18 protein-coding genes, 1 tRNA gene and 1 riboswitch are annotated in these 24,246 nt (G+C 73.3%); of the genes, 11 read left to right on the top strand and 8 right to left on the bottom strand.

Features of this window, described 5'->3' with window-relative positions:
- Positions 1-16 precede the first annotated feature (16 nt).
- Positions 17-1,396: an NAD(P)/FAD-dependent oxidoreductase gene (locus ABT171_RS31975; protein ID WP_351249882.1), complete on the bottom strand. Its 1,380-nt coding sequence runs from the start codon at positions 1,394-1,396 to the stop codon at positions 17-19.
- 375 nt (positions 1,397-1,771) lie between these two features.
- Between ABT171_RS31975 and ABT171_RS31970 the strand changes: the two genes are divergently transcribed.
- Positions 1,772-2,515: a TetR/AcrR family transcriptional regulator gene (locus tag ABT171_RS31970; RefSeq protein WP_351249881.1), complete on the top strand. Its 744-nt coding sequence runs from the start codon at positions 1,772-1,774 to the stop codon at positions 2,513-2,515.
- A gap of 169 nt (positions 2,516-2,684) precedes the next feature.
- Positions 2,685-4,592: a sigma-70 family RNA polymerase sigma factor gene (locus ABT171_RS31965; protein WP_351249890.1), complete on the top strand. Its 1,908-nt coding sequence runs from the start codon at positions 2,685-2,687 to the stop codon at positions 4,590-4,592.
- 6 nt (positions 4,593-4,598) lie between these two features.
- On the opposite strand, the gene ABT171_RS31960 is transcribed toward ABT171_RS31965, so the two are convergent.
- Positions 4,599-7,934: an AfsR/SARP family transcriptional regulator gene (locus tag ABT171_RS31960; protein ID WP_351249880.1), complete on the bottom strand. Its 3,336-nt coding sequence runs from the start codon at positions 7,932-7,934 to the stop codon at positions 4,599-4,601.
- Positions 7,935-8,120: 186 nt separating this feature from the next.
- On the bottom strand, positions 8,121-10,196 hold the full coding sequence (locus tag ABT171_RS31955) for an asparagine synthase-related protein (RefSeq protein WP_351249879.1): 2,076 nt from the start codon (positions 10,194-10,196) through the stop codon (positions 8,121-8,123).
- Between the two features lie 667 nt (positions 10,197-10,863).
- Here ABT171_RS31955 and ABT171_RS31950 point away from each other — a divergent pair.
- The 4 genes from ABT171_RS31950 to ABT171_RS31935 all read left to right on the top strand — a co-directional run bounded on the left by ABT171_RS31950 (position 10,864) and on the right by ABT171_RS31935 (position 15,783).
- Positions 10,864-12,288, top strand: a complete 1,425-nt coding sequence (locus ABT171_RS31950) for an NsdA family TPR-like regulatory protein (RefSeq protein WP_351249878.1) — start codon at positions 10,864-10,866, stop codon at positions 12,286-12,288.
- Positions 12,289-12,360: 72 nt separating this feature from the next.
- Positions 12,361-13,575 (top strand): L-2-hydroxyglutarate dehydrogenase, encoded by a 1,215-nt coding sequence (gene lhgD, locus ABT171_RS31945; protein WP_351249877.1) that lies wholly within the window; start codon positions 12,361-12,363, stop codon positions 13,573-13,575.
- Positions 13,576-13,597: 22 nt separating this feature from the next.
- A complete protein-coding gene (gene trmB / locus ABT171_RS31940) occupies positions 13,598-14,425 on the top strand; it encodes a tRNA (guanosine(46)-N7)-methyltransferase TrmB (protein WP_351249876.1) in 828 nt (275 codons plus the stop codon).
- 65 nt (positions 14,426-14,490) lie between these two features.
- Complete coding sequence (locus ABT171_RS31935) at positions 14,491-15,783, top strand: PrsW family intramembrane metalloprotease (protein WP_351249875.1); 1,293 nt, start codon at positions 14,491-14,493, stop codon at positions 15,781-15,783.
- 38 nt (positions 15,784-15,821) lie between these two features.
- On the opposite strand, the gene ABT171_RS31930 is transcribed toward ABT171_RS31935, so the two are convergent.
- Both ABT171_RS31930 and ABT171_RS31925 read right to left on the bottom strand, forming a co-directional pair.
- A complete protein-coding gene (locus tag ABT171_RS31930; protein WP_351249874.1) occupies positions 15,822-16,766 on the bottom strand; it encodes an aldo/keto reductase in 945 nt (314 codons plus the stop codon).
- 71 nt (positions 16,767-16,837) lie between these two features.
- Complete coding sequence (locus tag ABT171_RS31925) at positions 16,838-17,866, bottom strand: M23 family metallopeptidase (RefSeq protein ID WP_351249873.1); 1,029 nt, start codon at positions 17,864-17,866, stop codon at positions 16,838-16,840.
- A gap of 9 nt (positions 17,867-17,875) precedes the next feature.
- Positions 17,876-18,022, bottom strand: a riboswitch (cyclic di-AMP (ydaO/yuaA leader).
- Positions 18,023-18,321: 299 nt separating this feature from the next.
- Between ABT171_RS31925 and ABT171_RS31920 the strand changes: the two genes are divergently transcribed.
- Positions 18,322-18,395: transfer RNA gene (locus ABT171_RS31920), tRNA-Met, on the top strand.
- 47 nt (positions 18,396-18,442) lie between these two features.
- On the opposite strand, the gene ABT171_RS31915 is transcribed toward ABT171_RS31920, so the two are convergent.
- Positions 18,443-19,579, bottom strand: coding sequence for a dihydrofolate reductase family protein (locus ABT171_RS31915; RefSeq protein ID WP_351249872.1), 1,137 nt, complete (start codon positions 19,577-19,579; stop codon positions 18,443-18,445).
- Between the two features lie 62 nt (positions 19,580-19,641).
- On the opposite strand from ABT171_RS31915, the gene ABT171_RS31910 reads away from it, so the two are divergent.
- Positions 19,642-20,202 carry a MarR family winged helix-turn-helix transcriptional regulator gene (locus ABT171_RS31910; protein WP_351249871.1) on the top strand — a complete coding sequence of 187 codons (561 nt, stop codon included), beginning with the start codon at positions 19,642-19,644 and terminating at the stop codon, positions 20,200-20,202.
- A gap of 83 nt (positions 20,203-20,285) precedes the next feature.
- On the top strand, positions 20,286-20,921 hold the full coding sequence (locus ABT171_RS31905; protein WP_351249870.1) for a GTP cyclohydrolase II: 636 nt from the start codon (positions 20,286-20,288) through the stop codon (positions 20,919-20,921).
- A 3-nt stretch (positions 20,922-20,924) separates the two neighbouring features.
- Here the strand turns inward: ABT171_RS31905 and ABT171_RS31900 are convergent, their stop codons facing one another.
- Together ABT171_RS31900 and ABT171_RS31895 are read right to left on the bottom strand one after the other, a co-directional pair.
- Positions 20,925-22,343, bottom strand: a complete 1,419-nt coding sequence (locus ABT171_RS31900) for a DHA2 family efflux MFS transporter permease subunit (protein WP_351249869.1) — start codon at positions 22,341-22,343, stop codon at positions 20,925-20,927.
- 27 nt (positions 22,344-22,370) lie between these two features.
- On the bottom strand, positions 22,371-23,006 hold the full coding sequence (locus ABT171_RS31895) for an NADPH-dependent FMN reductase (protein ID WP_351249868.1): 636 nt from the start codon (positions 23,004-23,006) through the stop codon (positions 22,371-22,373).
- A 127-nt stretch (positions 23,007-23,133) separates the two neighbouring features.
- Between ABT171_RS31895 and ABT171_RS31890 the strand changes: the two genes are divergently transcribed.
- Positions 23,134-23,817 (top strand): TetR/AcrR family transcriptional regulator, encoded by a 684-nt coding sequence (locus ABT171_RS31890; RefSeq protein ID WP_351249867.1) that lies wholly within the window; start codon positions 23,134-23,136, stop codon positions 23,815-23,817.
- Between the two features lie 247 nt (positions 23,818-24,064).
- Positions 24,065-24,238 (top strand): hypothetical protein, encoded by a 174-nt coding sequence (locus ABT171_RS31885; protein ID WP_351249866.1) that lies wholly within the window; start codon positions 24,065-24,067, stop codon positions 24,236-24,238.
- The last annotated feature ends 8 nt before the right edge of the window (positions 24,239-24,246 follow it).

The following is a 24,246-nucleotide window of genomic DNA, read 5'->3' as shown; positions in this document are numbered from 1 at the left end:
GAGTTCCTGGGTCCGGTCAGGACGACCCCTTCGGGTTGTCCGAGGGGCTGTGAGGAGGCTTTCCACCGGCCGCGAGTTCGAACTCCGCTCGCGGATGTTCGAGCGAACCGAGCGAGACGATCTCCCGTTTGAAGAGCCCGGCGAGGGTCCATTCCGCCAGGACGCGGGCCTTGCGGTTGACGGTGGGCACCCTGCTGAGGTGGTAGACGCGGTGCATCAACCAGGCAGGGTAGCCCTTCAGCTTGCGCCCGTAGACCTGGGCGACCCCCTTGTGCAGGCCGAGGGAGGCGACGGAGCCGACGTACTTGTGGGCGTACGTCTCCAGGGGCTCGCCGCGCAGCGCGTGGGCGATGTTGTCGCCGAGGACCTTGGCCTGGCGTACGGCGTGCTGGGCGTTCGGGGCGGTCTCGGTGCCGGGTTCGGCGGCGGTGACGTCGGGTACGGCCGCCGCGTCGCCGGCGCCCCAGGCGTGTTCGGCGCCGTCGACGGTCAGCCGGGCGGTGCACTTGAGCCGGCCGCGCTCGGTGAGCGGCAGGCCGGTCGCGGCGAGCAGGGGGCTGGGCTTGACGCCGGCGGTCCACACGACCGTACGGGTCGGGAAGCGCTGGCCGTCGCTGAGGACGGCGACGCGGTCGGCGCAGGAGTCCAGGCGGGTGTTCAGGAGGACCTGGATGTTGCGGCGGCGCAGCTGGGTGACGGTGTAGCGGCCCATCTCGGCGCCGACCTCGGGCAGGATCCGGTCGGAGGCCTCCACGAGGATCCACTTCAGGTCCTCGGGGCGGACGTTGTGGTAGTAGCGCGCGGTGTAGCGGGCCATGTCCTCCAGTTCGGCGAGCGCCTCCACGCCCGCGTAGCCGCCGCCGACGAAGACGAAGGTGAGGGCGGCGTCGCGGATGGCCGGGTCGCGGGTGGAGGAGGCGATGTCCATCTGCTCGATGACGTGGTTGCGCAGGCCGATGGCCTCTTCGACGGTCTTGAAGCCGATGCCGTACTCGGCGAGGCCGGGGATGGGCAGCGTGCGGGAGACCGAGCCGGGGGCGAGCACGAGTTCGTCGTAGCGGAGGAGTTCGGCCGCCGTGCCCTCCTCGGCGGTGGCGAGGGTGTGGACGGCGGCGGTGCGCCCCGCGTGGTCGATGGAGGTGACCTCGCCGACGACGACGTGGCACTGGTCCAGAACGCGGCGCAGCGGTACGACGACATGGCGGGGGGAGATCGACCCCGCGGCTGCTTCGGGAAGGAAGGGCTGGTACGTCATGTAGGGGTCGGGGGTGACGACGGTGATGTCGACCTCACCCCGCTTGAGCTCGCCCTTCAGCTTCCGCTGCAGACGCAGGGCCGTGTACATCCCGACGTAGCCGCCGCCGACAACCAGAATGCGCGCACGTTCCTTCACCATCCCATGACGCACCCGGCGCAGGTGTTTGTCCACAGCCCCGGCAATTTGTGTGACCGGCGGCCGGGTGTCCGCGGGGCCGGGCACGGTGTCCGGGCGGGACGAAACGGGGCAGGTCAGCGGGGGCGGGCGAGGCGGATCGAAGGTGAGGAAACGGGATGTACGAGACCCGTACTCCGATCGGGGGGCGCACTGTGCGGAACCTGCCCCTTCTGAATTGACTCCCTCTCAACTATGTTCGTGTGTCGACGGAGTGTAGGGACTGTGGTCGAGCGGGTGCCGCGACGGGCGACCCGGTCGGGACCGACGCATGTTCCGCGCACTCCGCGTTCAGTTGCGGGGAGTCTCCGGGGGGAGACGTCATTACCGGGGGAACACATGCATGTTCAGGGCACGCATTGGTCAGCTGCAACCGCGATCGCGTCCGGCGGTGGCGCGGTGAGCGCGGCGGCGGGCAACGGGAGCGCGGACGGGGCGCGTACGACGCCGCTGCGGGTGGACGCACAGCGCAATCTGGAGCACGTGCTGCGTGCGGCGCGTGAGGTCTTCGGCGAGCTGGGGTACGGCGCGCCGATGGAGGACGTGGCGCGGCGCGCACGGGTGGGTGTCGGCACGGTGTACCGGCGCTTTCCCAGCAAGGACGTACTGGTCCGGCGGATAGCCGAGGAGGAGACGGCGCGGCTGACCGAGCAGGCGCGGGCCGCGCTCGGGCAGGAGGACGAGCCGTGGTCGGCGCTGTCCCGGTTCCTGCGGACGTCCGTGGCGTCGGGGGCGGGGCGGTTGCTGCCGCCGCAGGTGCTGGCCGGCTCCACGGGGTCGGCCGGGTCCGTCGAGGAGGCCCGGGTGCCTCAGCAGCGGGTGCAGCCGGCCAGTGGCGAGCTGCGGCTGGTGCCGGGCGAGTCCGCCGACGACAGCGGGGTCGGGACGTTGCTCGATGTCGTCGGGCAGCTGGTGGAGCGGGCTCGGGCGGCCGGTGAGCTGCGGGCGGACGTGTCCGTGGGGGATGTGCTGCTGGTGATCGCCACGGCGGCACCGTCGCTGCCGGATGCGGCTCAGCAGGCGGCGGCTTCTGCCCGGCTGCTCGACATCCTGCTGGAGGGGCTCCGGTCTCGTCCGGCGTAAGGGGCGCGCCCCCTGGGGGAAGGCGTGGGTGCGCGCCCCTGGGGGAACCGCTGCTCGCTCGTTCCAGTGGTGACCGCAGATCTGTGCTGACCAGTGCCCTCGGACGAGTGGATGCCGGGGACACAGGGTCCTCGGACAAAGGACGCTGTGGCACCCTGAGCCAGTGACGATGGGCGTTGACGGGTGGGACGAGTCACGCGGTGCCGACGCGGGTGCGGAGGCCGCCGAGCCGGCCCCGCCCCAGGTGCCGCACCAGGGCGGGCGTCCGGCTTCGCCGGGCGGGCGGAGCGTGCCCGCCCAGCGCGGGGGCAGCATGCTGCCGACGCGTCGGGAGATGCCGCCCGACGACGGTGAGCTGGTCGAGCGGATGCGCGGCGGTGACGACTCCGCGTACGCGGAGCTCTACCGGCGGCACGCCGACTCCGTACGGCGGTATGCGCGCACCTGCTGCCGGGACGGGCACACCGCCGACGACCTGACGGCGGAGGTCTTCGCCCGGATGCTGCAGGCGGTGCGGGGCGGAGCGGGGCCCGAACACGCCGTTCGGGCCTATCTGCTGACCTCCGTGCGGCGCGTCGCCGCGCACTGGACGAAGTCGGCCCGGCGCGAGCAGCTCGTGGACGACTTCGCCGTCTTCTCCCAGCAGGCCTCGCGCGCCTCCGAAGGGTCCGACGACGGCACATGGGACCCCGGCGCCGATGTGCGCGCGATGCACGCGGCCGAGCAGTCCCTGGCGATGCGGGCCTTCCGCTCGCTGCCCGAGCGCTGGCAGGCCGTGCTCTGGCACACCGAGGTGGAGGACGAGTCGCCGAGCGAGGTCGCCGTGCTGTTCGGGCTGGACGCCAACGGCACCCGGGTCCTCGCCAGCCGGGCGCGCGAGGGCCTGAAGCAGGCCTATCTCCAGGCCCATGTGAGCGCCTCCCTCGCCGGTGACGAGGGGTGCGCCCGCTATGCCGACCAGCTCGGCACCTACGCCCGCCGCAAACTGCGCGTCCGCGCCGAGCGGGGCCTGCGCAAGCACCTGGAGGAATGCGCCAGGTGCCGGCTGGCGGCCGCGCAGATCGAAGAGGTCGCCGGCGGTATCCCCGGTGTCGTCCCGGTCGCGGTCATCGGCTGGTTCGGGGCCGCCGGGTATGCCAAGGCGCTCGGCATCATCGCGGGCAGCGCGGGGGCCGGGGCGGCGGGTGCCGCGGCGGCGGCATCCGGCTCGTCCGGCGGGGCGGGCGGCGCGGGCGGTGCCGCGGCCTCCGAGGCGCTCGGCGCACCGGTGAAGGCGGGGATCGCGGCCGGTGTGGTCGCGGTGGCCGCCGCCGCGGTGGCGCTGGCCCTGGTGAACGACGGTCACCCGCCGGTGAAGGAGGCGGTCAAGCCGTCGCCGCCCGCGCCCGTCGTACGCTCCGAGCCGCCCGAGCCGGCCCCACCGAAGCCGTCGAAGCCGTCGAAGCCCTCGATGCCATCGAAGAAGCCCGCGCCCGAGCCGGTCGTACCGGCCCCCGGTCCGGCCGCGCCCATCGCCGCGCCGACGCCCACTCCGACACCCACGCCCACTCCGCCGCCGCCACCGAAGCCGGCACCCAGGCCGGCACCGGCTCCCACCCCCACGCCGAAGCCGACCCCGAAGCCCGCTCCGCCGCCCGCGACCGCCGTCTACCAGCTGAGCGACCTCGACTACGACCTCACCGGCGACGGCACCCGGCCCGAGATCCGGCTCGGTGAGAGCAGCTGGGTGTGGCAGCGCTACGGCATGTCGGTCGGCGGCACGCGGTACGGGCGCGGGGTGACCGTACACGGCGAGTCCTCCGTCACCGTCACCCTCAACCGGCGGTGCACCGCCTACGACGCACTGGCGGGCGTGGACGACATGACCCTCGGCCTCGGCAAGGTGTCCTTCTCGGTCTACGCCGACGGGGTCCGGCTGTGGCAGTCCGGGATGGTCGAGGGCGACGACCGGGCCGTACCCGTCCATGTGGACCTGACCGGGCGCAGGACCGTACGGCTCGTCGTGCGGCCGCACGGCAGCCTCCTGGACCGGGCGGCGCTCGCGGACTGGGCGGAGTCCCGGTTCACCTGCCGGTAGCCGTCCTCAGCCGCGCTCGACGGCCGCCTGCGGCACGCCCAGCTCCCGCAGCACGCCGGCCACGTCGAGGGAAGCGCCCCGGGCGCGCTCGGCCGCGTACCGGTCGGCGGGCAGGGCCGCACGGGCATCGGCCTGCACCCGGGCGGCCTTGCTGTGCTCCGGCTCGGGACGCGGATTGCCGTCGCGCCAGCGGTCCGCCGCGGCGAACAGCCGGACCGCACCGGCCAGATCGCCGCACCGGGCGCGCAGCCCGGCCGCGGTGTCCACCAGCACCGCCGTGATCGCCTCGGAGCACCGCTGGGCCGCGGCGTCGCGCAGCGCCTCCGCGAGGATCGGCAGCCCGTGCCCGGGGCCCGTGTCCTCGGCGGCGAGGAGCGCCTCGATGGTGCGCAGGGCCGCCAGGAACTGCGGCGGCGGCGTACCGCCGCGCGTCACCGCGCGGGTGGCCTCGTACAGCTCGCGGGCACGAGTGATCTCCTTGTCGTGCAGGGCGATGTGAGCACGCAGCAGCAGGACGAAGGCGCGTGACTCCGGCACCGCGTAGCGGTCGGCGGCCGCTCCCGCCTCGTCCAGGGTGGCCAGCGCGGCCCTCGTGTCGCCGGAGCGGTAGGCGATCTCGGCGAGCCGCGCCTTCAGGAACGGCGACTCGGCGTAGGCCCCCACCTCGTAGGCCAGGCGCAGCGCCTCCTCGTACTCGTCGCGTGCCTCGTCGAACCGGCCGCGTGCCATGGCCGCCTCGCCGGCCGCGCTGCACACCTGGGCCCGCATCCAGCGGTCCCCGACCCTCCGGCTGAGCGTCCGCAGCTCGGCGAGGTCCTCGTCCACGCCCCGCAGGTTGCCCGCGGAGTCGACGATCGTGTGGGTGCGGTACATCAGGGAGACGCCGACCTCCCAGTCGCCGCCGTACGCACGGCAGTTGGCGACGGCCTGGGTCATGGCCGGGCCGAGGTCCTCCGAGCCGCCCAGGTAGTAGGCGGTCAGCGGCCAGACGATGCCCGGGAGCCGGGCGGCGCGGGGACCACCGTGCTCGAAGGCGGCCCGGACGCGCGCGACGTACTCCGGGGCCCGGGTGTCGGCCGCGAGGTGCACGGGGCTCGACTCGGAGGTCAGGAACAGGTCGAGCATCCGCAGGTCCATCCGCGGCTCGCGCAGCGGGTGCCCGGCCTCGCCGTCGGGCGCGGCGAGGAGGGCGCCCACCGGGTCGGCCGACTCCACGAGGACCATCAGCGCCTCCGGGTCGCCGGTGGCGTCCGACGTCGACCCGGGGGCCTGCGTACCGGAGGCCTGCGAGGCCGCACGGGCGTCCAGGGCCACGCCCAGGCGCAGGACCAGCTGGACCCAGGACATCGCCTCCTGACGGTGGTTGCGCAGCCACCAGAACCAGCCGATGGCCAGGACGATCGCGGCCGCCTCCGCCTCGTCGCCGGCGCGGACGGAGCGGTCCAGGGCCGCCCGGACGTTGTCCAGTTCGGTCTCCAGGCGGGAGATCCAGGGCAGCTGGTCCGCCGACCGCAGGCGCGGCTCGGCCTCCTCGACCAGTGCCCGCACCCATGCGCGGTGCCGGCGCTCGGCCGTGGCGCGCAGGCCGGGGATATCGGCCGCACGCTCGGTGGCGTACTCGTGGATGGTCTCCAGCATGCGGTAGCGCATGCCGCCCGTGGCATCCGGGGCGGCGACGACGAGGGACTTGTCGACCAGGGCGCCGATCAGCTCGGCCGCCGGGCCGGTGCACACGGCCTCGGCCGCCGAGAGGTCCCAGCCGCCGGCGAACACCGAGACCTCGCAAAGCACCGTGCGCTCGCGCTCGTCCAGCAGGTCCCAGGACCAGTCGACGACCGCGCGCAGGGTCTGCTGGCGGGGCAGGACGGTGCGGCTTCCGGAGGTGAGCAGGCGGAAGCGGTCGTCGAGCCGGTCGGCGATCTGCCGCGGGGTCAGCAGCCTGAGCCGGGCGGCGGCCAGCTCGATGGCGAGCGGCAGCCCGTCCAGACGGCGGCAGATCTCCGCCACGGCCTCGGTGTCGGCGAGCACCGCGTCGGCGTCGGGTCGGACGGCCTTCGCACGCTCGGCGAACAGGCGGTGCGCCTGCTCCGGGACGAGGGGCTCGACCGGGCGCACCGACTCACCGGGGACGCCCAGGGGTTCACGGCTGGTCGCGAGGATCGTGAGCCCCGGGCAGTGGGTGAGGAGGGTCTCGGCGAGGGCGGCGGCCGCGCCGATGACATGTTCACAGTTGTCAAGGACCAGGAGCTCGCTGCGCGGGGCGCAGTGCTCGATCAGCAGGGCGACCGGGTCGGCCTGCGGGGTCGCCAGCTCGTTGGTCAGCAGCACGGTCTCGCGCAGACCGAGGGCGCTGACCACCGCGCCGGGCACCGCCTCCGGACGGTCGAGCGGTGCCAGCTCGACCAGCCATGCCTGCGGAAGCCCTGCGGCGGCCTCCTCGGCGAGGCGGGTCTTTCCGGAGCCGCCCGGTCCGGTGAGCGTGACCAGGCGGGCCCTGTGTACATCGGAACGAATGGCTTCGAGTTCGGGTTCCCGGCCGACGAAGGACGTCAGACGGGGGCGGATGTTGCCGGTGCGCTCGGGGGGTTGAGCGGGGGTGGTCCGCACTCTGGGGGGCGCCGGTGCCTGCTGGGCCAGCAACGACCCGTGCAGGGCTCTGAGTTCCGGGCCCGGATCCGTGCCGAGGGTGTCGGCGAGGGTCCGGCGGGCGGACTCGTACGCGGCGAGGGCGTCGGCGGGGCGGCCGGTGTCGCGCAGGGCGCGGATGAGGAGGGCGTGCAGGGGTTCGTCCAGCGGGTGGGCCGCGGTGAGTTCCGTCAGCTCCGGTACGACGTCCTGGGCGCGGCCGAGGTCGAGGGCGGCGGCGGCCCGGGCGCGGGTCGCCGCCAGGCGCAGGGCGTCCGGACGGGCGGCCGCGGTGTGGTCCGGAAGGTCGGCGAGGGCGGGGCCGTGCCAGAGGGCGAGGGCCTCGGTGAGGGTGCGGTGGGCGGTGGTCGGGTCGCCGGCGGTGAGGGCCTTGGTGCCGGCGTCGACGAGGTGCTCGAAGACGTACAGGTCCACGTCCTCCTCGGTCGCCTCCAGGCGGTAGCCGCCGGGGGTGGAGCCGACGGCCTGCTTGCCGAGGGCGCGGCGGAGGCGGCCGATCAGGGCCTGGAGGGCGGCGGGGGCGTCGTGCGGTGGGTCGTCCGCCCAGATCTCCTCGATCAGGGCCTCGGGGGTGGTGGTGCGGCCTGGGCGGAGGGCCAGGGCGGTGAGGAGCGTGCGGAGGCGCCGGCCGCCGATGGGTACGGGGGTGCCCTGGTCGTCCGCTGCTTGGGTTACGCCCAGGATTCTGTACCGCACCTGGTCATTGTCGCGGGGGGTGCGGGGTGGGGCGACGGGGTTTCGGTGAGCGGTGCTGGATCGTTGCCCTGTGCCGCGGCGGGGGCAGCTGCGGTGGTGCGACTCCCTGGGGGCGCGGGGAACTGCACGACCAGCCACAGCGGCCCCGCGGACGGCAGCGGCGAATTCGCACCCTCGCGTCCCCGCTCAAGCGCCGGAGGCCAGCGCTCCGCGCCTCGGCTGGATCCCGGAGGGCACCGCGCGGGCGCGGGCCGGGGTCCCCGTCCAGCAGGTGCCCCGGCGGGAGAGGAGGCGGTGGAGCCAGAGTTCGAGGGAGACGAGGTCGGCCAGGCCGTCCAGGGGGAGGGGGTCGCCGGCGGCGGCGCCGTGCAGCGCCTTGCGGATGACATGCGCCTCCACCAGGCCGGCGTCGGCCAGCAGGGGCGTGGAGAAGAGGTCCAGCAGGGGGCCGGCCGCCACCCTCAGGCCCGCGCGTGCGGCTGCCGCCGAGGAGGCGTGCGAGGGGGCGCCCCAGCCGGGCGGGAGGTCGGTGACGCCGGCGCCCTCCAGGACCGTACGGAGGATGGCGGCGCGGGCGCCGGGCTGGACGCGCAGGGCTTCGGGCAGGGCGCGGCAGGCGCGGACGACCTGGTTGTCGAGGAACGGCGCGTGCAGGCGCTGGGAGCGGATCTCGGCGGCCTGTTCCAGGACGCGCAGGTCGGCGGCGTGGCGGGCGAGGGCGGCACGCGCGCGGTAGTCGCCGGGACGCTGGACGCCGGTTGCCGAGCGGTCCGCCTCCGACTGGAGAAGAACCGATACTTCGGCCAGTGCCTCCCCCGTCAGCCAGCGGGCCGCCGGTCCGGCTCCGGCCCAGGCCAGCTGGGCGAGGGAGGCGCCGACCGCCCCCTTGGGCTCGTCGAAGCGGCGCCGCATCAGCCGCTCGGCCAGCACCTCCAGGCCGGTCCGGTAGGGCGTGCGGGCGAGGCGGCGGGCGGCGCCGTACACGCGCGCGGGGACCATCACCGAGCCGTCGGCCTTGGCGAGCGCGGCGACCGGGCGGACCAGGTGGCGCCGTTTGCGGTCCATGAGGAGGTCGGCGAGGCGGGCGGGGTGGGCGTCCAGGACCTGCCGGGCGCCGTGGCCGGTGAAGTGGTCGGCGCTGCCGGCGGCGAGCCGGGCGCGGTGCCGGGCGGCCATGACCAGCGAGGGGCCCGGTTCGTCGGTGAGGGGGCCGTCGAGGTCGGCGTACGGCAGGGTCTCCTCGGCGCCGGTGACCACCATGTGGTGCAGGCGGGGGTTGGCGGCGAGGGCTCCGGCGCGTTCGAGTTCGGCCTCGCGGCCGGCCACGGTCAGGTCGTTGAAGGTGACGGCGACGAGCCGTTCGCCCGCGCCGGTGCCGTGGCCGAGGAGCGTGCCGGGTCTGCCGGGCAGCCCGGCGGCCAGCAGCGCGAGGGTGCCCGAGGCGGGGCCGCCGGACAGGTCGGCGCCGATGCCGGGCCCGGGCATCCCGCGCCGGGCCCGCCGCTCGGCCGGGCCCATGCCGGGCACCGGCCCGGGGTCGAGGCCGGGTGCGTGCCGCGGTGCCGACAGCCGGGTGCGGACCGCCTCCACGAGGGCGTCGCGTACGGCGTCCACGGCGCGCTCGGGGTCGGCGGGCGCGGCGGCCACGGCGAGGGAGGCGACCGGCTCGTACCCGGCGATCTCACGCGCCCCGGCGCGCAGCACGAGCGCGTGCCCCGGCGGAACGCGCCGCACGCCCTCGTACGGGGTGCTGTCGCGCACCGCGGCCGGTACCTCGGGGGCGGCGAGCAGGGCGGCCAGATGGGTGAAGTCGAGGTTGGCCTCGATGAGGTCGGCGAGGGGGAGCGCGGCGGTGGCGTAGGCGGTGCCGCCGGCCCACGGGGTGTGGAACACCGGCCGGGCGCCCGCGAGATCGCCGCAGACGGTGATGCGGCGGCCGACCTTGACGACCGCGGTGTAACTGCCCGGCCAGGCCGTCAGATGGCGCAGTGCGCCCCCGCGCGCGGTGAACAGGCCGCGTCTGAGCTCCTCGTCGGTGGCGCCGCAGAGGCCGAGGACGGCGATGTGGCTGTCCGCGTCGGCCCGCACCACGCGCACCTCGTCCGGGCGCCAGTCGCCGACGGCCCACAGCGGATCCGGGTCGCCCCACAGGAGGTGGGAGCCGACCGGGTGCAGGGTCTCGCCGTCGTAACCGGTGGCGCCCGCGGTGCCGGTCCCGGTGACGCCCGCGGCGGTGCTGCTCCAACCCACCAACCACCGCATCGACGCCTCCACAGGCTGTGGACAACAGTGCCCCGTACGAACCGGATCCCCATGCTGCCACGAAGGGCGCGCTGTGGAGGGGCGGCGGCACCGGCTTCGATCGAGGGACTCGCATGGGCGGCCGAGACGGGTGCGACTCGAATGCGCCCCCTGCACGCTCCCCCAAGACGCCCTTCGCGCCGTCAAGTTGCGTGGTCGGAGCGGATGTCCACCGCGAGAGACAGGGGTGATTTTCAGCCAAATACGCAGAGCGAAGCGGGAGATGCGCACGCTCCGTACAGGACTGCGCGGCATGCGGCGGCGCGGACACGCGCACAGTCCGGGAGGCGGGCATCGCCTCCCGGACCGGTCCGCCACCCGCGGGGATGAAGGTGGCGGTGTCCCCCAGCCCACTGGATCCAGTACAGCGGGCCGACCCACGCAAGAGCCATGGAACCGCTCCCCCGGTGGCCGGAGAAGAGCGCACGGACGGGCGCACGGCCACACGTGCGGGGGCACGGGGCGACAGGCCGTGCACGGTGCGTACAGGGCCGTACTTCCGTACGGACCACAATCCCGCCATCCGGAACAATGCCCCTTAACGCTTGGGATGCGGCGAACTACGCTGGGTTTACGAATGCCGCATGGTTATGCCAGCGCGGCAGCCGTCTGTGTCGAGGGGTGGCGCATGTCCAGGGAGCAACGCGGGCCGAACGAAAAGCTCGGCACCGTTCTCGCCCTCGCGGGAATCAGCAACGCAGGACTCGCACGACGCGTCAACGACCTTGGCGCCCAACGCGGGTTGACTCTTCGCTACGACAAGACCTCCGTGGCGCGCTGGGTGTCGAAGGGGATGGTGCCGCAGGGTGCGGCGCCGCACCTCATCGCGGCCGCCATCGGACAGAAGCTCGGCCGCCCGGTGCCGCTCCACGAGATCGGCCTGGCGGACGCGGATCCCGCGCCCGAAGTGGGCCTCGCCTTCCCCAGAGACGTAGGACAGGCGGTGAAGTCGGCGACGGAGCTGTACCGTCTCGACCTCGCCGGACGCCGGGCCGGCTCGGGCGGCATCTGGCAGTCCCTCGCCGGATCGTTCGCAGTGAGCGCATACGCAACGCCCGCCTCACGATGGCTGATAACCCCCGCCGACAGCTCGGTCGCGCGGGAGGCGGGCTCCGCCGAGGGCTCCGGCGCACCGATCAAAGTCGGCCACAGCGATGTGCGCAAGCTGCGGGAGGCCGCCGAGGACGCCAGGCGGTGGGACTCCAAGTACGGCGGCGGGGACTGGCGTTCGTCGATGGTGCCGGAGTGCCTGCGGGTGGAGGCGGCGCCGCTGCTGCTCGGCTCCTACTCCGACGAGGTGGGCCGCGCCCTGTTCGGCGCCTCCGCCGAACTCACCCGGCTCGCCGGGTGGATGGCCTTCGACACCGGCCAGCAGGAGGCCGCGCAGCGGTACTACATCCAGGCACTGCGGCTCGCGCGCGCGGCGGCGGACGTCCCCCTGGGGGGCTACGTCCTGGCCTCCATGTCGCTGCAGGCGACGTACCGCGGCTTCGGCGACGAGGGGGTCGATCTGGCGCAGGCCGCGCTGGAGCGGAACCGGGGCCTGGCGACCGCCCGCACGATGAGCTTCTTCCGGCTGGTGGAAGCGCGGGCACACGCGCGTGCGGGAGACGCGCAGGCGGCCGGCGCGGCGCTCAAGGCGGCGGAGGGATGGCTTGAACGGTCCCGCGAGGGCGACAACGATCCTTCTTGGCTCGGTTTCTATGGCTATGACCGGTTCGCCGCCGATGCCGCGGAGTGCTACCGGGATCTGAAGGCGCCCCGGCAGGTGCGGCGGTTCACCGAACAGGCGCTGTCGAAGCCGACGGAGGAGTTCGTACGGTCGCACGGGCTGCGGCTGGTGGTGTCGGCCGTCGCCGAGCTGGAGTCCGGGAACCTCGACGCCGCCTGTGAGCAGGGGGTGCGGGCCGTGGAGGTGGCCGGGCGGATCTCGTCGGCCCGGACCACCGAGTATGTGAAGGACCTGCTGCACCGGCTGGAGCCGTACGGGGACGAGCCGCGGGTGGTGGAGCTGCGGGAGAGGGCCCGGCCGCTGCTGATGGCACCAGCATGACAACCGTCACCACCTGCGTTTGAAGGCATTGTCAGTGGCGCAGTGCACTATCGGGAGTGGAGGTGGTGCTCGGTGCCAGTCGGGGCGTACGACTGTGATGTGCTCGTGGTCGGTGGGGGGATCGTCGGGCTGTCCACCGCGTATGCGATCACCCGGGCCGCGCCGGGCACGCGGGTCACCGTGCTGGAGAAGGAGCCGGGTCCGGCCCGGCACCAGACGGGGCGCAACAGCGGGGTCATCCACAGCGGGATCTACTACCGCCCCGGCTCGCTCAAGGCGCGGTACGCGGTGCGGGGCGCCGCCGAGATGGTGAAGTTCTGCGCCGAGTACGGCATCGCGCACGCCGTCACCGGCAAGCTGATCGTCGCCACGGAGCGGGAGGAGCTGCCCCGGCTGCACGCGCTCGTGCAGCGAGGGCGCGAGAACGGGATCCCGGTGCGGGAGCTGGGCGCCGCCCAGATCGGGGAGTACGAGCCCGAGGTGCGGGGCCTGGCCGCCATACACGTCGGGACCACCGGCGTGTGCGACTTCGTCGGGGTCGCCCGGCAGCTCGCGCGGGCCTCAGGGGCCGAGATCCGGTACGGCGCGCGGGTCGTACGGGTCGACCGGCGGCCGGAACGCGGTGTGGCCGTGCTCACCTCGGCCGGGGATGTCGTACGCGCGCGTGTGCTGGTGAACTGCGCCGGGCTGTACTGCGACGAGGTGGCCCGGCTGACCGGGGACGAGCCCGAGGTGCGGATCGTGCCGTTCCGCGGGGAGTACTACGAGCTGGCGCGGCCGGAGCTGGTGCGGGGGCTGGTGTATCCGGTGCCGGATCCGGCGTTCCCGTTCCTCGGGGTGCATCTGACCCGCGGGATCGACGGAAGTGTCCACATCGGTCCCAACGCGGTGCCGGCGCTGGCCCGGGAGGGGTACGGCTGGGGAGTCGTACGGCCCCGGGAGCTGGCCGGGACGGTCGCGTGGCCGGGGTCGTGGGCGATCGCCCGGCGGCACTGGAGATACGGCGCGGGGGAGCTGCGCCGCTCGCTGTCGAAGGGGGCGTTCCTGGAGGCGGTGCGCAGGTTGCTGCCCGGGGTGGAGGCGGACGACCTGGTGCGGGCCCCCGCCGGGGTGCGGGCGCAGGCGGTGCTGCGGGACGGGACGCTGGTGGACGACTTCCTCATCCGGGAGGGAAGCCGGGCGGTGCACGTGCTGAACGCCCCGTCTCCGGCGGCCACCGCTTCTCTGCCGATCGGGCGGGAGGTCGGGCGCCGGGTGCTGGACATGCTCGGGAGGGCGACCTCGTAGGCCCCGTAAAATCGGAAGCACTGTGTCTGACTCGCTGAACCTCCCCGAAGCCCCCTCGCCGGCCCCCCACACCCCCGGCGTCTCCGTCCGGCATACCCGGGGCAAGGGGGAGCCGCGGTTTCCGGACGGGCCCAAGGCCGATCCCGCCGGGTCGCACTTCGAGCGGCGGATCCGGAGTTTCCAGCCGCGGCGCAGCCGGGTGACCGCCGGGCAGGCGGACGCGCTGCAGCGGCTGTGGCCCAAGTGGGGGCTCGACATCGACGGGCAGCAGGTCATCGACCTCGGCGAGCTGTTCGGGAACGACCATCCCGTGGTGCTGGAGATCGGGTTCGGGATGGGCGAGGCCACCGCGCAGATGGCCGCCGCCGACCCGGACACCAACATCCTCGCCGTCGACGTGCACACCCCGGGGCAGGGCAATCTGCTGGGCCTCGCCGACCGGAACGGCCTGTCCAACGTCCGGGTGGGCAACGGGGACGCGATCATCCTGCTCAGGGAGATGCTCGCCGCCGACGCGCTCGACGGGCTGCGGGTGTACTTCCCGGACCCCTGGCCCAAGAAGCGGCACCACAAGCGGCGGCTCATCCAGCCCGAGTTCCTGACGCTCGCCGCGACCCGGCTCAGGCCCGGTGCGATCGTGCACTGCGCGACCGACTGGGAGCCGTACGCCGAGCAGATGCTGGAGGTGCTCACCGCGCACCCCGCCTTCGAGAACACGCGGGCGGACGGCGGTTTCGCACCGCGCCCCGGGTACCGGCCGCTGACCCGTTTCGAGGGACAGGGACTGGACAAGGGACATGTCGTGAACGATCTGCTCTTCCGGCGCGTACCGCACGGCCAGGACCGCTAGCGCGTACCGCACCGGGGCCGGTAAACGCTCCAGCCCCTCGCCCCGCCACCGTTAGGGTCGATGCCGTGGCCACCAGTCCTCCGTTTCCCACGTATCCCCCGGGCCCCGACGGCCTTGTGCTCCGCCATCCGCACTGGTGGCAGCGCAGGTGGGTGCGGTACGGGGCACTGATCACCCTGCTGGCGCTGTCCGGGCTGGTCATCCTCGCGCTGGTGCGCAGACAGACCGGCACGGAGGGGTTTCTCGTCGGGCTGGGACTGGCCGTGCTGCCCGTGCCGTGGCTCGTGGCCGCCTTCCGGTGGCTGGACCGGGTGGCGCCGGGGCCCTGGCGGAACCTGGTCTTCGCCTTCGCCTGGGGGGCCTGCGCGGCGGCGCTGATAGCCATCGTCGCCAACAGCTTCGCGACCAGGTGGATAGCCACCGCCACCGCCGATCCCGCCAGTGCCGACACCCTGGGCGCCACCGTGATAGCGCCCATCGTGGAGGAGTCCGCCAAGGCCGCCGCCGTACTGCTCGTCTTCCTCTTCCGCAGACGTGACTTCACCGGGATCGTGGACGGGGTGGTGATAGCCGGGATCACCGCCACCGGGTTCGCGTTCACCGAGAACATCCTCTACCTGGGTACGGCCTTCGGGACCGACCAGCTCAGCGGCGGTCGCGGCATCGCCTCCGTCACCGCCGCCACCTTCTTCGTGCGCATCGTGATGTCCCCGTTCGCGCACCCCCTGTTCACCACCCTCACCGGCATCGGCTTCGGCGCCGCCGCGCTCTCCGCGGAGCGCCAGCACGCCCGGCGGGTGCTGACGCCGCTCGGCGGTCTGCTGCTCGCGATGAGCATGCACGCCTTCTGGAACGGCTCCTCCACCTTCGGCGAGTTCGGGTTCTTCGCCGTCTACGGCGGCTTCATGGTGCCCGTGTTCGGGTTGCTGACCTGGCTGGCGATCTGGACGCGGCAGCGGGAGCTGCGGACCGTGCGGGCGGAGCTGCCGGCGTATGTGCTGGCCGGGTGGCTGGGGCCCGCCGAGCCGTTCGCGCTCGGGTCGATGCGGGCGCGGCGGGCGGCCCGTGACTACGCCCGCCACCACGCCGGGCGGCCCGCGGCGCAGGCCGTGGCGCAGTACGAGGCGTACGCGACGTCGCTGGCGTCGCTGCGGCACCGGGGGCGCAAGGGGAAGGGCGGGGCCGACTTCGTCGTACGGGAGCGGGAGCTGCTGGACGAACTGTGGAAGCGCAGGGAGTCGGCCCGGCCGGCTCTGGAGTACGCGGCGAGGGCGACTGCTCCGGCGCCGGTCCACTGGGCTCCGCAGTTCGGTTATCCGGCGGTGCCGTATCCCGCGTACCACCCGTACCGGTCGTAGACCTTCGGGTGGCGGAGGGTTCGGCACCGCCGTGGGAGCTATGCCGACGCTTCCGTCAGCTTCGTCAGCTCCGCGTCCGTCAGCTTCAGGTCCGCCACCCCCAGCAGCGCCGGGAGCTGCTCCACCGTGCGGGCCGAGGCGATCGGGGCCGTGATCGTCGGCTGGGCGGCCAGCCAGGCGAGGGCGACCGTGGCGACGGGGGCCGCGTGGGCGGCGGCGACCTCGTCCAGGGCCGCCAGGACCTTCTGGCCGTGCTCGGAGTCGGCGTACTGCTGGGCGCGGCCGGCGCGGGCGCTGTCGACCTTGGTGCCGGGGCGGTACTTGCCGGTCAGGAAGCCCGAGGCGAGGGAGTAGTACGGCACCGCGGACAGCCCCTGCTTGGCTGCCAGGTCCTGCAGCGGGCCCTCGTACGTGTCGCGGGAGACGAGGTTGTAGTGCGGCTGGAGGGCGACATAGCGGGCCAGGCCCTCGCGGTCGGAGAAGTCCAGGGAGGCCTGCAGCCGTTCGGGACTGATGTTGGAGGCGGCGATGTGCCGGACCTTGCCCGCCCTCACCAGTTCGTCCAGCGCGCCGATGATCTCCTCGACCGGCACCTCGGGCTTGTCGTAGTGGGTGTAGTAGAGGTCGATGTAGTCGGTGTCCAGGCGGCGCAGGGAGGCGTCGGCGGCGGCCTTGATGGTGGCCGCGGACAGTCCCTGGTACTCGGGGTGCTGGCTGACCTTGGTGGCGATGACGACGTCGGCGCGGTTGCCGCGGGCCTTGGTCCACTTGCCGATGATCGTCTCGGACTCGCCGCCCTTGTTGCCCTCGATCCAGGCGGAGTAGACGTCGGCGGTGTCGATGAAGTTGCCGCCGGCGGCCGTGTAGGCGTCGAGGACGGCGAAGGAGGTCTTCTCGTCGGCGGTCCAGCCGAAGACGTTGCCGCCCAGGGAGAGCGGGAAGACCTCAAGGTCGGAGGAACCGAGTGTGCGCAGAGAAGTCATGCTCTACGTCAACACCGGCGGTGGGTGATCGCATTCCGCCGCCGGTGTCCAGGATCCCGCGAAAGGAGAGGTCAGGGGTTGAGGCCCTTGTCCCGCAGCCACGGCGCCGGGTCGATGCCGGCGGCCTGGCCGTCCGGGTGGACCTCCAGGTGCAGGTGCGGGCCGGTGACGTTGCCGGTGGCGCCGATGCGGCCGATGACCTCGCCGGTGGAGACCTTCTGGCCGACCCTGACGTTGATCGAGGACTGGTGGCAGAACCACAGCTCGGTGCCGTCGTCCAGGGTGAGGACCGTGCGGTAGCCGTAGGCGCCGGCCCAGCCGGCCTGGGTGATCGTGCCGCCGTGGATGGCCTTGATGAGGGTGCCGGTGGGGGCGGCGAAGTCGAGGCCGGTGTGGTAGCCGGAGGACCACATGGCGCCGGGCTGGCCGAAGGTGCCGGTGATCGTGTACGAGACGACGGGCAGCTGGTACTGCTTGGCCAGCTCGGCCAGGCGCTTGGCCTCGGCCGCCTTCTTGGCGTCGGCCTCCGCCTTCTCCTTGGCCGCGGCGGCCTTGGCGGCGGCGTCCTGCTCCGCCTTGGCCGCGGCGTCGGCGGTCTGCTTCTCGGCGGCGGCGAGCGCGGCGACGGTGGCCTTGCTGTCGGCCTTGCTCTGCTGCTGCTCGGCCTGGGCCATGATCCGGTTGCGCAGCGCCTCGCCCGCGTCGGAGTCCTTGCCGTCGGCCGAGGTCACGCCGACGTTGCTGAGCGCGGAGGGGTCCGTCCGGGGCGCGTCGGAGGAGTCGTCGCCGAAGAGGTGGCCGACGGAGTCCAGGTCCGGCAGGGATATGGAGACCGGCGGCTTGCCGGTGTTGGCGCTGGCCATGCCGCCCGCGCCGACCGCGGCCAGCACGCCGACGCCGAGGACGGTGGAGCTGCGCGCGAAGCCGCCGCGCTGCTTGGCGACACGGTGCCGGCCGCGGACCGGGGCGACGGAGTCCTCGGTGGGGTTCCACTCCTCCCAGGGGCCCTCTTCGGCACGGTGGGCGCCGTAGCCGAAGGTCTCGGGCTCGGTCGGCGCGGGTGTGAACGGGGCTTCTGGGGCAGGCCGGTTGGACGCCACGGGGGCGTGCTCCTTTCCTTCCTCCGCCTACCGGGTTAGCTGACGGGTTCGGAGCAGGAAGGTCTCCTACGCGCGTATACCGGCTGCGGCATTCGCACGATTCACCCCAAAGTGGTGGTTCCCCGGTTCCCTCGCGGGATTCGGCGCGTGCGCACGGAGCCGTCTCTTGTGACGGCTGGGACGACCGCGCTGCGTTATCGAACGTTAATAGACCTGCTGGTCACTTTCCAAGCCATCCGGCTTGATCATTAACGATTTCGGCCGTGGACTTACCGGTCAGGAGCGCCGCGAAACGGGCGAGTTGACCGGTGTTCAGGAGTCTCGGCGTTTTTGATGGTGACTCAGATGTTATGCGGAGGGCTGCCATCCGGTCACCGTCCGTGCAGATGATCAACGGACCCGGAAACGCGGTGTGCGCACCACCCCGCGCATGGGGTACTCTGGAGTCACAACGACGCGGGGTGGAGCAGCTCGGTAGCTCGCTGGGCTCATAACCCAGAGGTCGCAGGTTCAAATCCTGTCCCCGCTACTGAAGGCCCAGGGCCGGAATCCAGTGGATTCCGGCCCTGGGTGTTTTCAGCGCCCCAGCAGATGCGCGTTCGGCGCCTGGGCGGGTCCCGCCAGCTCCGGCAGTACGACCACCTGTGCACCCGCCTCGACGAGGACCCCCGTACCGTCGGCCGACGAAACGAACGTGTCCGGCTCCCGCCACGCGGTGACCACCCTGCGCACCCCCGCCCGCAGAATGAGCTCGGCGCAGGGCGCCGGCCGGGAGGACCGCCGGGCACAGGGTTCCAGGCTGCTGTAGACCGTTGCGCCGGCCAGCCGCGGATCCGCCGGGTCGACCTTCGCCAGCGCCGCCTCCTCCGCGTGGACCACGGGGTCGGCACCCTCCCGGGAATGGCCCCGCGCCAGCTCCGTACCGTCGGCGGCGACCACGACCGCGCCGACGCTGAACGCCGTCTCCGAGGGCGGGCACAGCGCGGCCAGGTCGCAGGCGGTGCGCAGCCAGTGGCGGTCGGCGGCGGCGGGGACCGGGCCGGTGCCGGGGGCCGTGGGCTCGTAGCGCATGAGGACCACGTCCTCGATGCGGCGGGTCTCGGTGAGGCGCAGCCGGCCGGGCTGGTAGGCGCCCGGGCCGAACAGGCGGGGAGCGGCCGGGTCGCCGACGAACAGCGGCGCGAGGACCAGCTGGAGTTCGTCCGCGAGGCCCAGCTGCAGCAGCTGGGTGTGGACCGTGCCGCCGCCCTCCACCATCAGGCGGCGTACGCCGCGCACGTCGTGCAGATGGGCCAGCAGGGCGTGCCAGTCGAGGCCGGGGCCGAGCGGGACGACGCCGGCGGTGCCGCCGAGGAGGCGGGCGGCGCGTTCGGCGCCCTGGTCGGTCGTGTAGACGAGTTTGTCGCCGCCGGTGTGCCAGAAGCGGGCGTCGGGGTCGAGGTCGCCGGTGGCGGTGACGGTGACCTTCAGCGGGTACTCCGGCCTGCCCCCGGCCACCCGGGCCGCGCGGCGCTCGGCGGAGTTGACCAGCAGCCGCGGGTTGTCGGCGCGGATCGTGCCGGCGCCGACCAGGATCGCGTCGACGGAGGCCCGGACGGCGTCGACCCGGTCGAAGTCGGCCGGACTGGACAGCAGGAGCCGGTCGGGGCCGGTGTCGTCCAGGTAGCCGTCGAGGGAGACGGCGGCGGACAGCAGCACATAGGGGTACGACATCGGCGCGCTCTCCCTGCGAAGTGGCTCTTGGTTCAAGTTTGAAACAAACTTACACTGGCGGCATGACGACCCGCTGGCTCACTCCCGAGGAGCAGCGCGCCTGGCGCGCCTACCTGGCCGCCGCCCGGCTCCTGGACGACGCGATCGACCGGAACCTGCAGCAGACGGCCGGCATGCCGCATCTGTTCTACTCCGTGCTGGCCAACCTCTCCGAGGCGCCCGAGCGGCGGCTGCGCATGACCGATCTCGCCGCGACACTGAAGATCACGCGCAGTCGGCTGACCTATGCGGTGAGCCGCCTTGAGCGGGACGGGCTGGTGCGCCGCGAGGACTGCCCCTGGGACCGGCGAAGCAGCATCGCCGTGCTGACGGACGAGGGGCTGGCCGTGCTGGAGCGTACGGCGCCCGGACACGTGGAGACGGTGCGCGCCACCCTGTTCGACCGGCTCACGCCGGAGCAGGTGGGGCAGCTGGAGGAGATCTGCGCCGGGATCGCGCGCGGGCTGCAGGGCGACGACACCGAGCCCGGGGCGGCGGAGGACGTGCCCTGGCGGCGCCGGTCGTCCTGTTCCTCGTCGACCCCGCCGGCATCCTCCGGGTCCCGTCCGGCACCCGGAAACTGATTGCTTTAAGTTTTAAGCATGAGGTAGGGTCCCCGCACGTACCGCTGCTTCAAATCTGAAGCACCTGCCCCGGAGGGATCCGCATGCCCGACCCCACCGCCGCCACGCCGCGCGCCCGCGTCCGGGTACCGCTGCGCTTCCACGACGGCTACAGCGTCGACGCCGAACTCGTCACCTTCCACGGCCTGGCCGACGGCCAGGAGCATGTCGCCGTCGTCCTCGGCGACCCCGGCCCGGTCCCGCTGGTGCGCCTGCACTCCGAGTGCCTGACCGGCGACGTCTTCGGCTCGGCCCGCTGCGACTGCGGACCCCAGCTGCGCGAGGCGGTCGAGCGCATCGCCGCCACCGGTGGCGTCCTGCTCTACCTCCGCCAGGAGGGCCGCGGCATCGGCCTCTACAACAAGCTCGACGCGTACGCGCTGCAGGACCAGGGCCTGGACACCTACGAGGCGAACGCCGCGCTCGGCCTGCCGGAGGACGCCCGCGACTACACCGCCGCCGCGCAGATGCTCACCGCCCTCGGCATCGGCGAACTGGACCTGCTCTCCAACAACCCCGACAAGGCCGAGCAGTTGCGCGCGCTGGGTGTCCTCGTACGGGACCGGGTGCCGACCGGTGTCTTCACCACGGCCCACAACGTCCGCTACCTGCGCGCGAAGGTCCTCCAGACCCGCCACACCCTGCCCCTGGCCGAACTGACGGAGCTGACGGCGGGCTGACGCTCAGCTCCGGCGGCGGCCCGGGAGGCGGAGGGCCGGCAGGGCCGCCAGGGCCAGCAGGGCCGCCGCGACGGTGTACGCGGTGCGGAAGCCGGCCGGGTGCAGGCCCGCCGCGCCCAGCACCACCGACAGCACCGCCGTGCCGACGGAGGCGCCCAGCTGGGAGTTGATGCTCAGCGCGGTGCTCGCCGCGGGCAGCCGCTCCCCGGGCAGCTCCCGGCTCGCGGTGGTCATCGCCGGCATCAGCACCATGCCGGTGCCGACGCCCATCACCATGGACGACGTGACCATCCGCCAGGACGCGACCCCGGGTATCCCGGACTGCCAGGCCAGCAGCGCCATCCCGAGGGCGGCCACCGCGATGCCGGCCGGGATCAGCCGGCGCGGCGCCACCCGGTCGATCCGGCGTGCCGCGATCTGCATCGTCGTACCGACGACGAGGCCGACCGGCATGCCGAGCAGTCCGGTCGACGTGGCGCTCAGGCCCCGCTCCTGCTGCCAGTACAGCGGGCCGAGCAGCATCGACCCGAAGTAGCCGCAGGTGAAGAGCGCGAGCGTGCCGGCGCCGGCGGCGAAGGTGCGGTCGCGCAGCAGCCGCAGGTCCAGCAGCGGTGCGGAGGCGGTGAGCGACCGCCGTACGAAGGCCGCCGCGAGGGCCGCGCCGGTGAGCGTCGGCACGAGGACGCCGGGCGCGGTGAAGTCGCCGCGCTCACCGCCCCGGGCCAGGCCGTACAGGAGCAGGGCGAGGCCGGGCGAGAGCATCAGCAGGCCGGGGAGGTCGAGACGGGCGGCGGTCCTCGCGGGCCCGGGCGCCGGCGCGTCCGACGGCAGCAGGCGCAGCGCGAGGGCCAGGGCCAGGGCGCCCACGGGCAGGTTCACCAGGAAGATCCAGTGCCAGGAGGCGGTGTCGACCAGCCAGCCGCCGAGCACCGGCCCGGCCACCGGCCCGACCAGGATGGGCAGCCCGCCCACGGCCATCGCGCGGCCGAGCCGGCTGCGGTCGGCGGCGCGCATCACCATCGTCATGCCGACCGGCTGCAGCAGCCCGCCGCCGAGCCCCTGCACCGCCCGGAAGGCGATGAGGCTGCCCGCGTCCCAGGCGCACGCGGCGAGCAGCGAACCGAGCGTGAAGAGGGTGAGCGCGGTCAGGTAGGTGCGCTTGGCGCCGATCCGGGCCATGGCCCAGGCGGCGGCCGGGATGACGGCGGCCAGCGCGAGCGTGTACGCGGTGGCGGCCCACTGGATGGTCTGCAGCGAGGCGCCGAAGGACTGTGAGAGCCGGCGCAGCGCGACGTTGACGATCGTCATGTCGAGCACCGCCATCACGGAGCCGATGACGGTGACGGCCAGGGTGCGGTTCAGGGCCGTGGCCGGGTCCGGTACCGGACGGGCCGGTGCCACGGCGGGCGCGGTCGTACGCATCTCCCCCACCTCTCTTCCCGGCCGCCGTCAGCCCGCGTACGGGCGCTCGGCCCGCGCGGCCCGCAACGCCCGCCCCCACCAGGTGAGTTGGCCGAGCATGCCCTTGGCGGCACCGGCGCACACGGCCGCGTCCCGCGGGGTGCCGTCCGCCCCGAGCCCGGACCAGGGACCGTGCAGGCTGACCGAGTCGCGCACGGTGGTCGCGTGCAGTTCGGCGAAGACCAGCCGGAGTTGCTCGACCGCGCGCAGCCCGCCGCCGAGGCCGCCGTACGAGACGAAGCCCACCGGCTTGGCGTGCCACTGGCTGTGGTGCCAGTCGACGAAGTTCTTCAGGGACGCCGGGAAGCTGTGGTTGTACTCGGGCGTGACGACGACGAACGCGTCGGCGGCGGCGAGCCGTGGTGAGACCTCCCGCAGCGCGGCGGCGGCCTCGGGACTCGGCCTGCCGCCCCAGTCGGGCAGCACCAGCGGCAGCTCGACCTCGGCGAGGTCGATGACGTCGAAGTGCAGGCCCTCGTCGCCGGCGGCGAGGCCGAGGAACCAGTCGGCGACGGCCCGGCCCTGCCGGCCCTCCCGGACACTGCCCACGACGACGGCGACGCGCAGCGGTGCCTCGTGGTCGGTGACGGACGCTTCGGCGACAGACGCTTCGGTGACAGACACAGGTATCCCCCTTATCCGGTGGCGGTCGCCCGGTGCGACCTCCCCGGACAGCAAAGTACAACGCACGTTGTAGAAAGTGCAACGCTCGTTGTAGTTCCGGTAGGGTGACTGGTCTGAGGAGGCTGGTGTGGGCGAAACGAACGAGTCCTGGACGGCGCAGGCGCGGCGCGAGGTCTCACCGCGCAAGCTGGCGAAGCAGATGGCGATCGCGGGCGCGTCCTGCACGCTCTTCGGCCGCGAGGGCTACGCACGCGCCTCGGTCGACGCGCTGGCCGCCGAGGCCGGCGTCTCCACGCGCACGCTCTACAACCACTTCCCCGGCGGCAAGGCACAGCTCTTCCAGGCCGTGGTCACCTGGACGTCCAACGAGGTCCGCGACGCCCAACTGGCCCGCCTGCGCGCCGTACTGGACCCGGAGCGGCCGCCGCGCGCCGAGGACCTCGAACGCGACCTGGTCGCCCTGGCCCGCGCGTTCGCCGACCTCATGACCGACTACCCGAACCACTTCGCGCTGGTCCGCCACATCCACGCCGAGGCCGACCATGTGCCACCGGAGGTCCTCAAGGCCTGGTACGAGGCGGGCCCGGCACCGGTCGGCCGGGCCGTCGCCGACGCGATGACCCAGCTCGCGGACGCCGGCCTGCTCGACCTGCACGGCGACGCGGCGATGGGCGCCGGGCACTTCATGTCCCTGACCACCCATACGATCGTCCAGTTCACCCACTACGGCGTCCACCCTCTCCCGCCGGCGGAGACGGACCGTCTGATCAGGGGCGGGGTGGCGGCGTTCCTTCGGGCCTACCGTGCGTGACGCGACCGGTCGGCCCCGCGACACGCGCGATTCACCCTGACGGACGCGTGGCGGCCCGGACAGGCCGGCCGTGACGGCGAGCCCGTCGGCGGCCGGATCCGTTCGCTTTATATTCACGGCACGAAATTTCCCGGGTACTCGCATTTTCGCCAATTGCTGTCATCGGACCCGACGGATACTGCTTCCGGGCCACAAAAACACCCGAATGCCGCACACCCCCGCCACCCGAGGAGCTCGTTAGGCGGTCGTGACACTGACTGAGAGGCTCGCGGCCGGGAATCTTCGCTCGGCGCTCACACTTCAGGCGGAACACGACGAAGGGGAGGGGTACTTTGACGGATGTTCGGATCTTCTCGATGAGTTCCTGAGGAGAATCACCCAGCTGGAAACCGAGTATCTGCAGGCGATGGTGGGGCTATAGGACTTACC

The organism is Streptomyces sp. NPDC001851, assembly GCF_040297165.1.
Classification (GTDB): Bacteria; Actinomycetota; Actinomycetes; order Streptomycetales; family Streptomycetaceae; genus Streptomyces.
The sequence above is the reverse complement of the archived record's forward strand: the minus strand, read 5'-3'. Positions and strand labels throughout refer to the sequence as shown.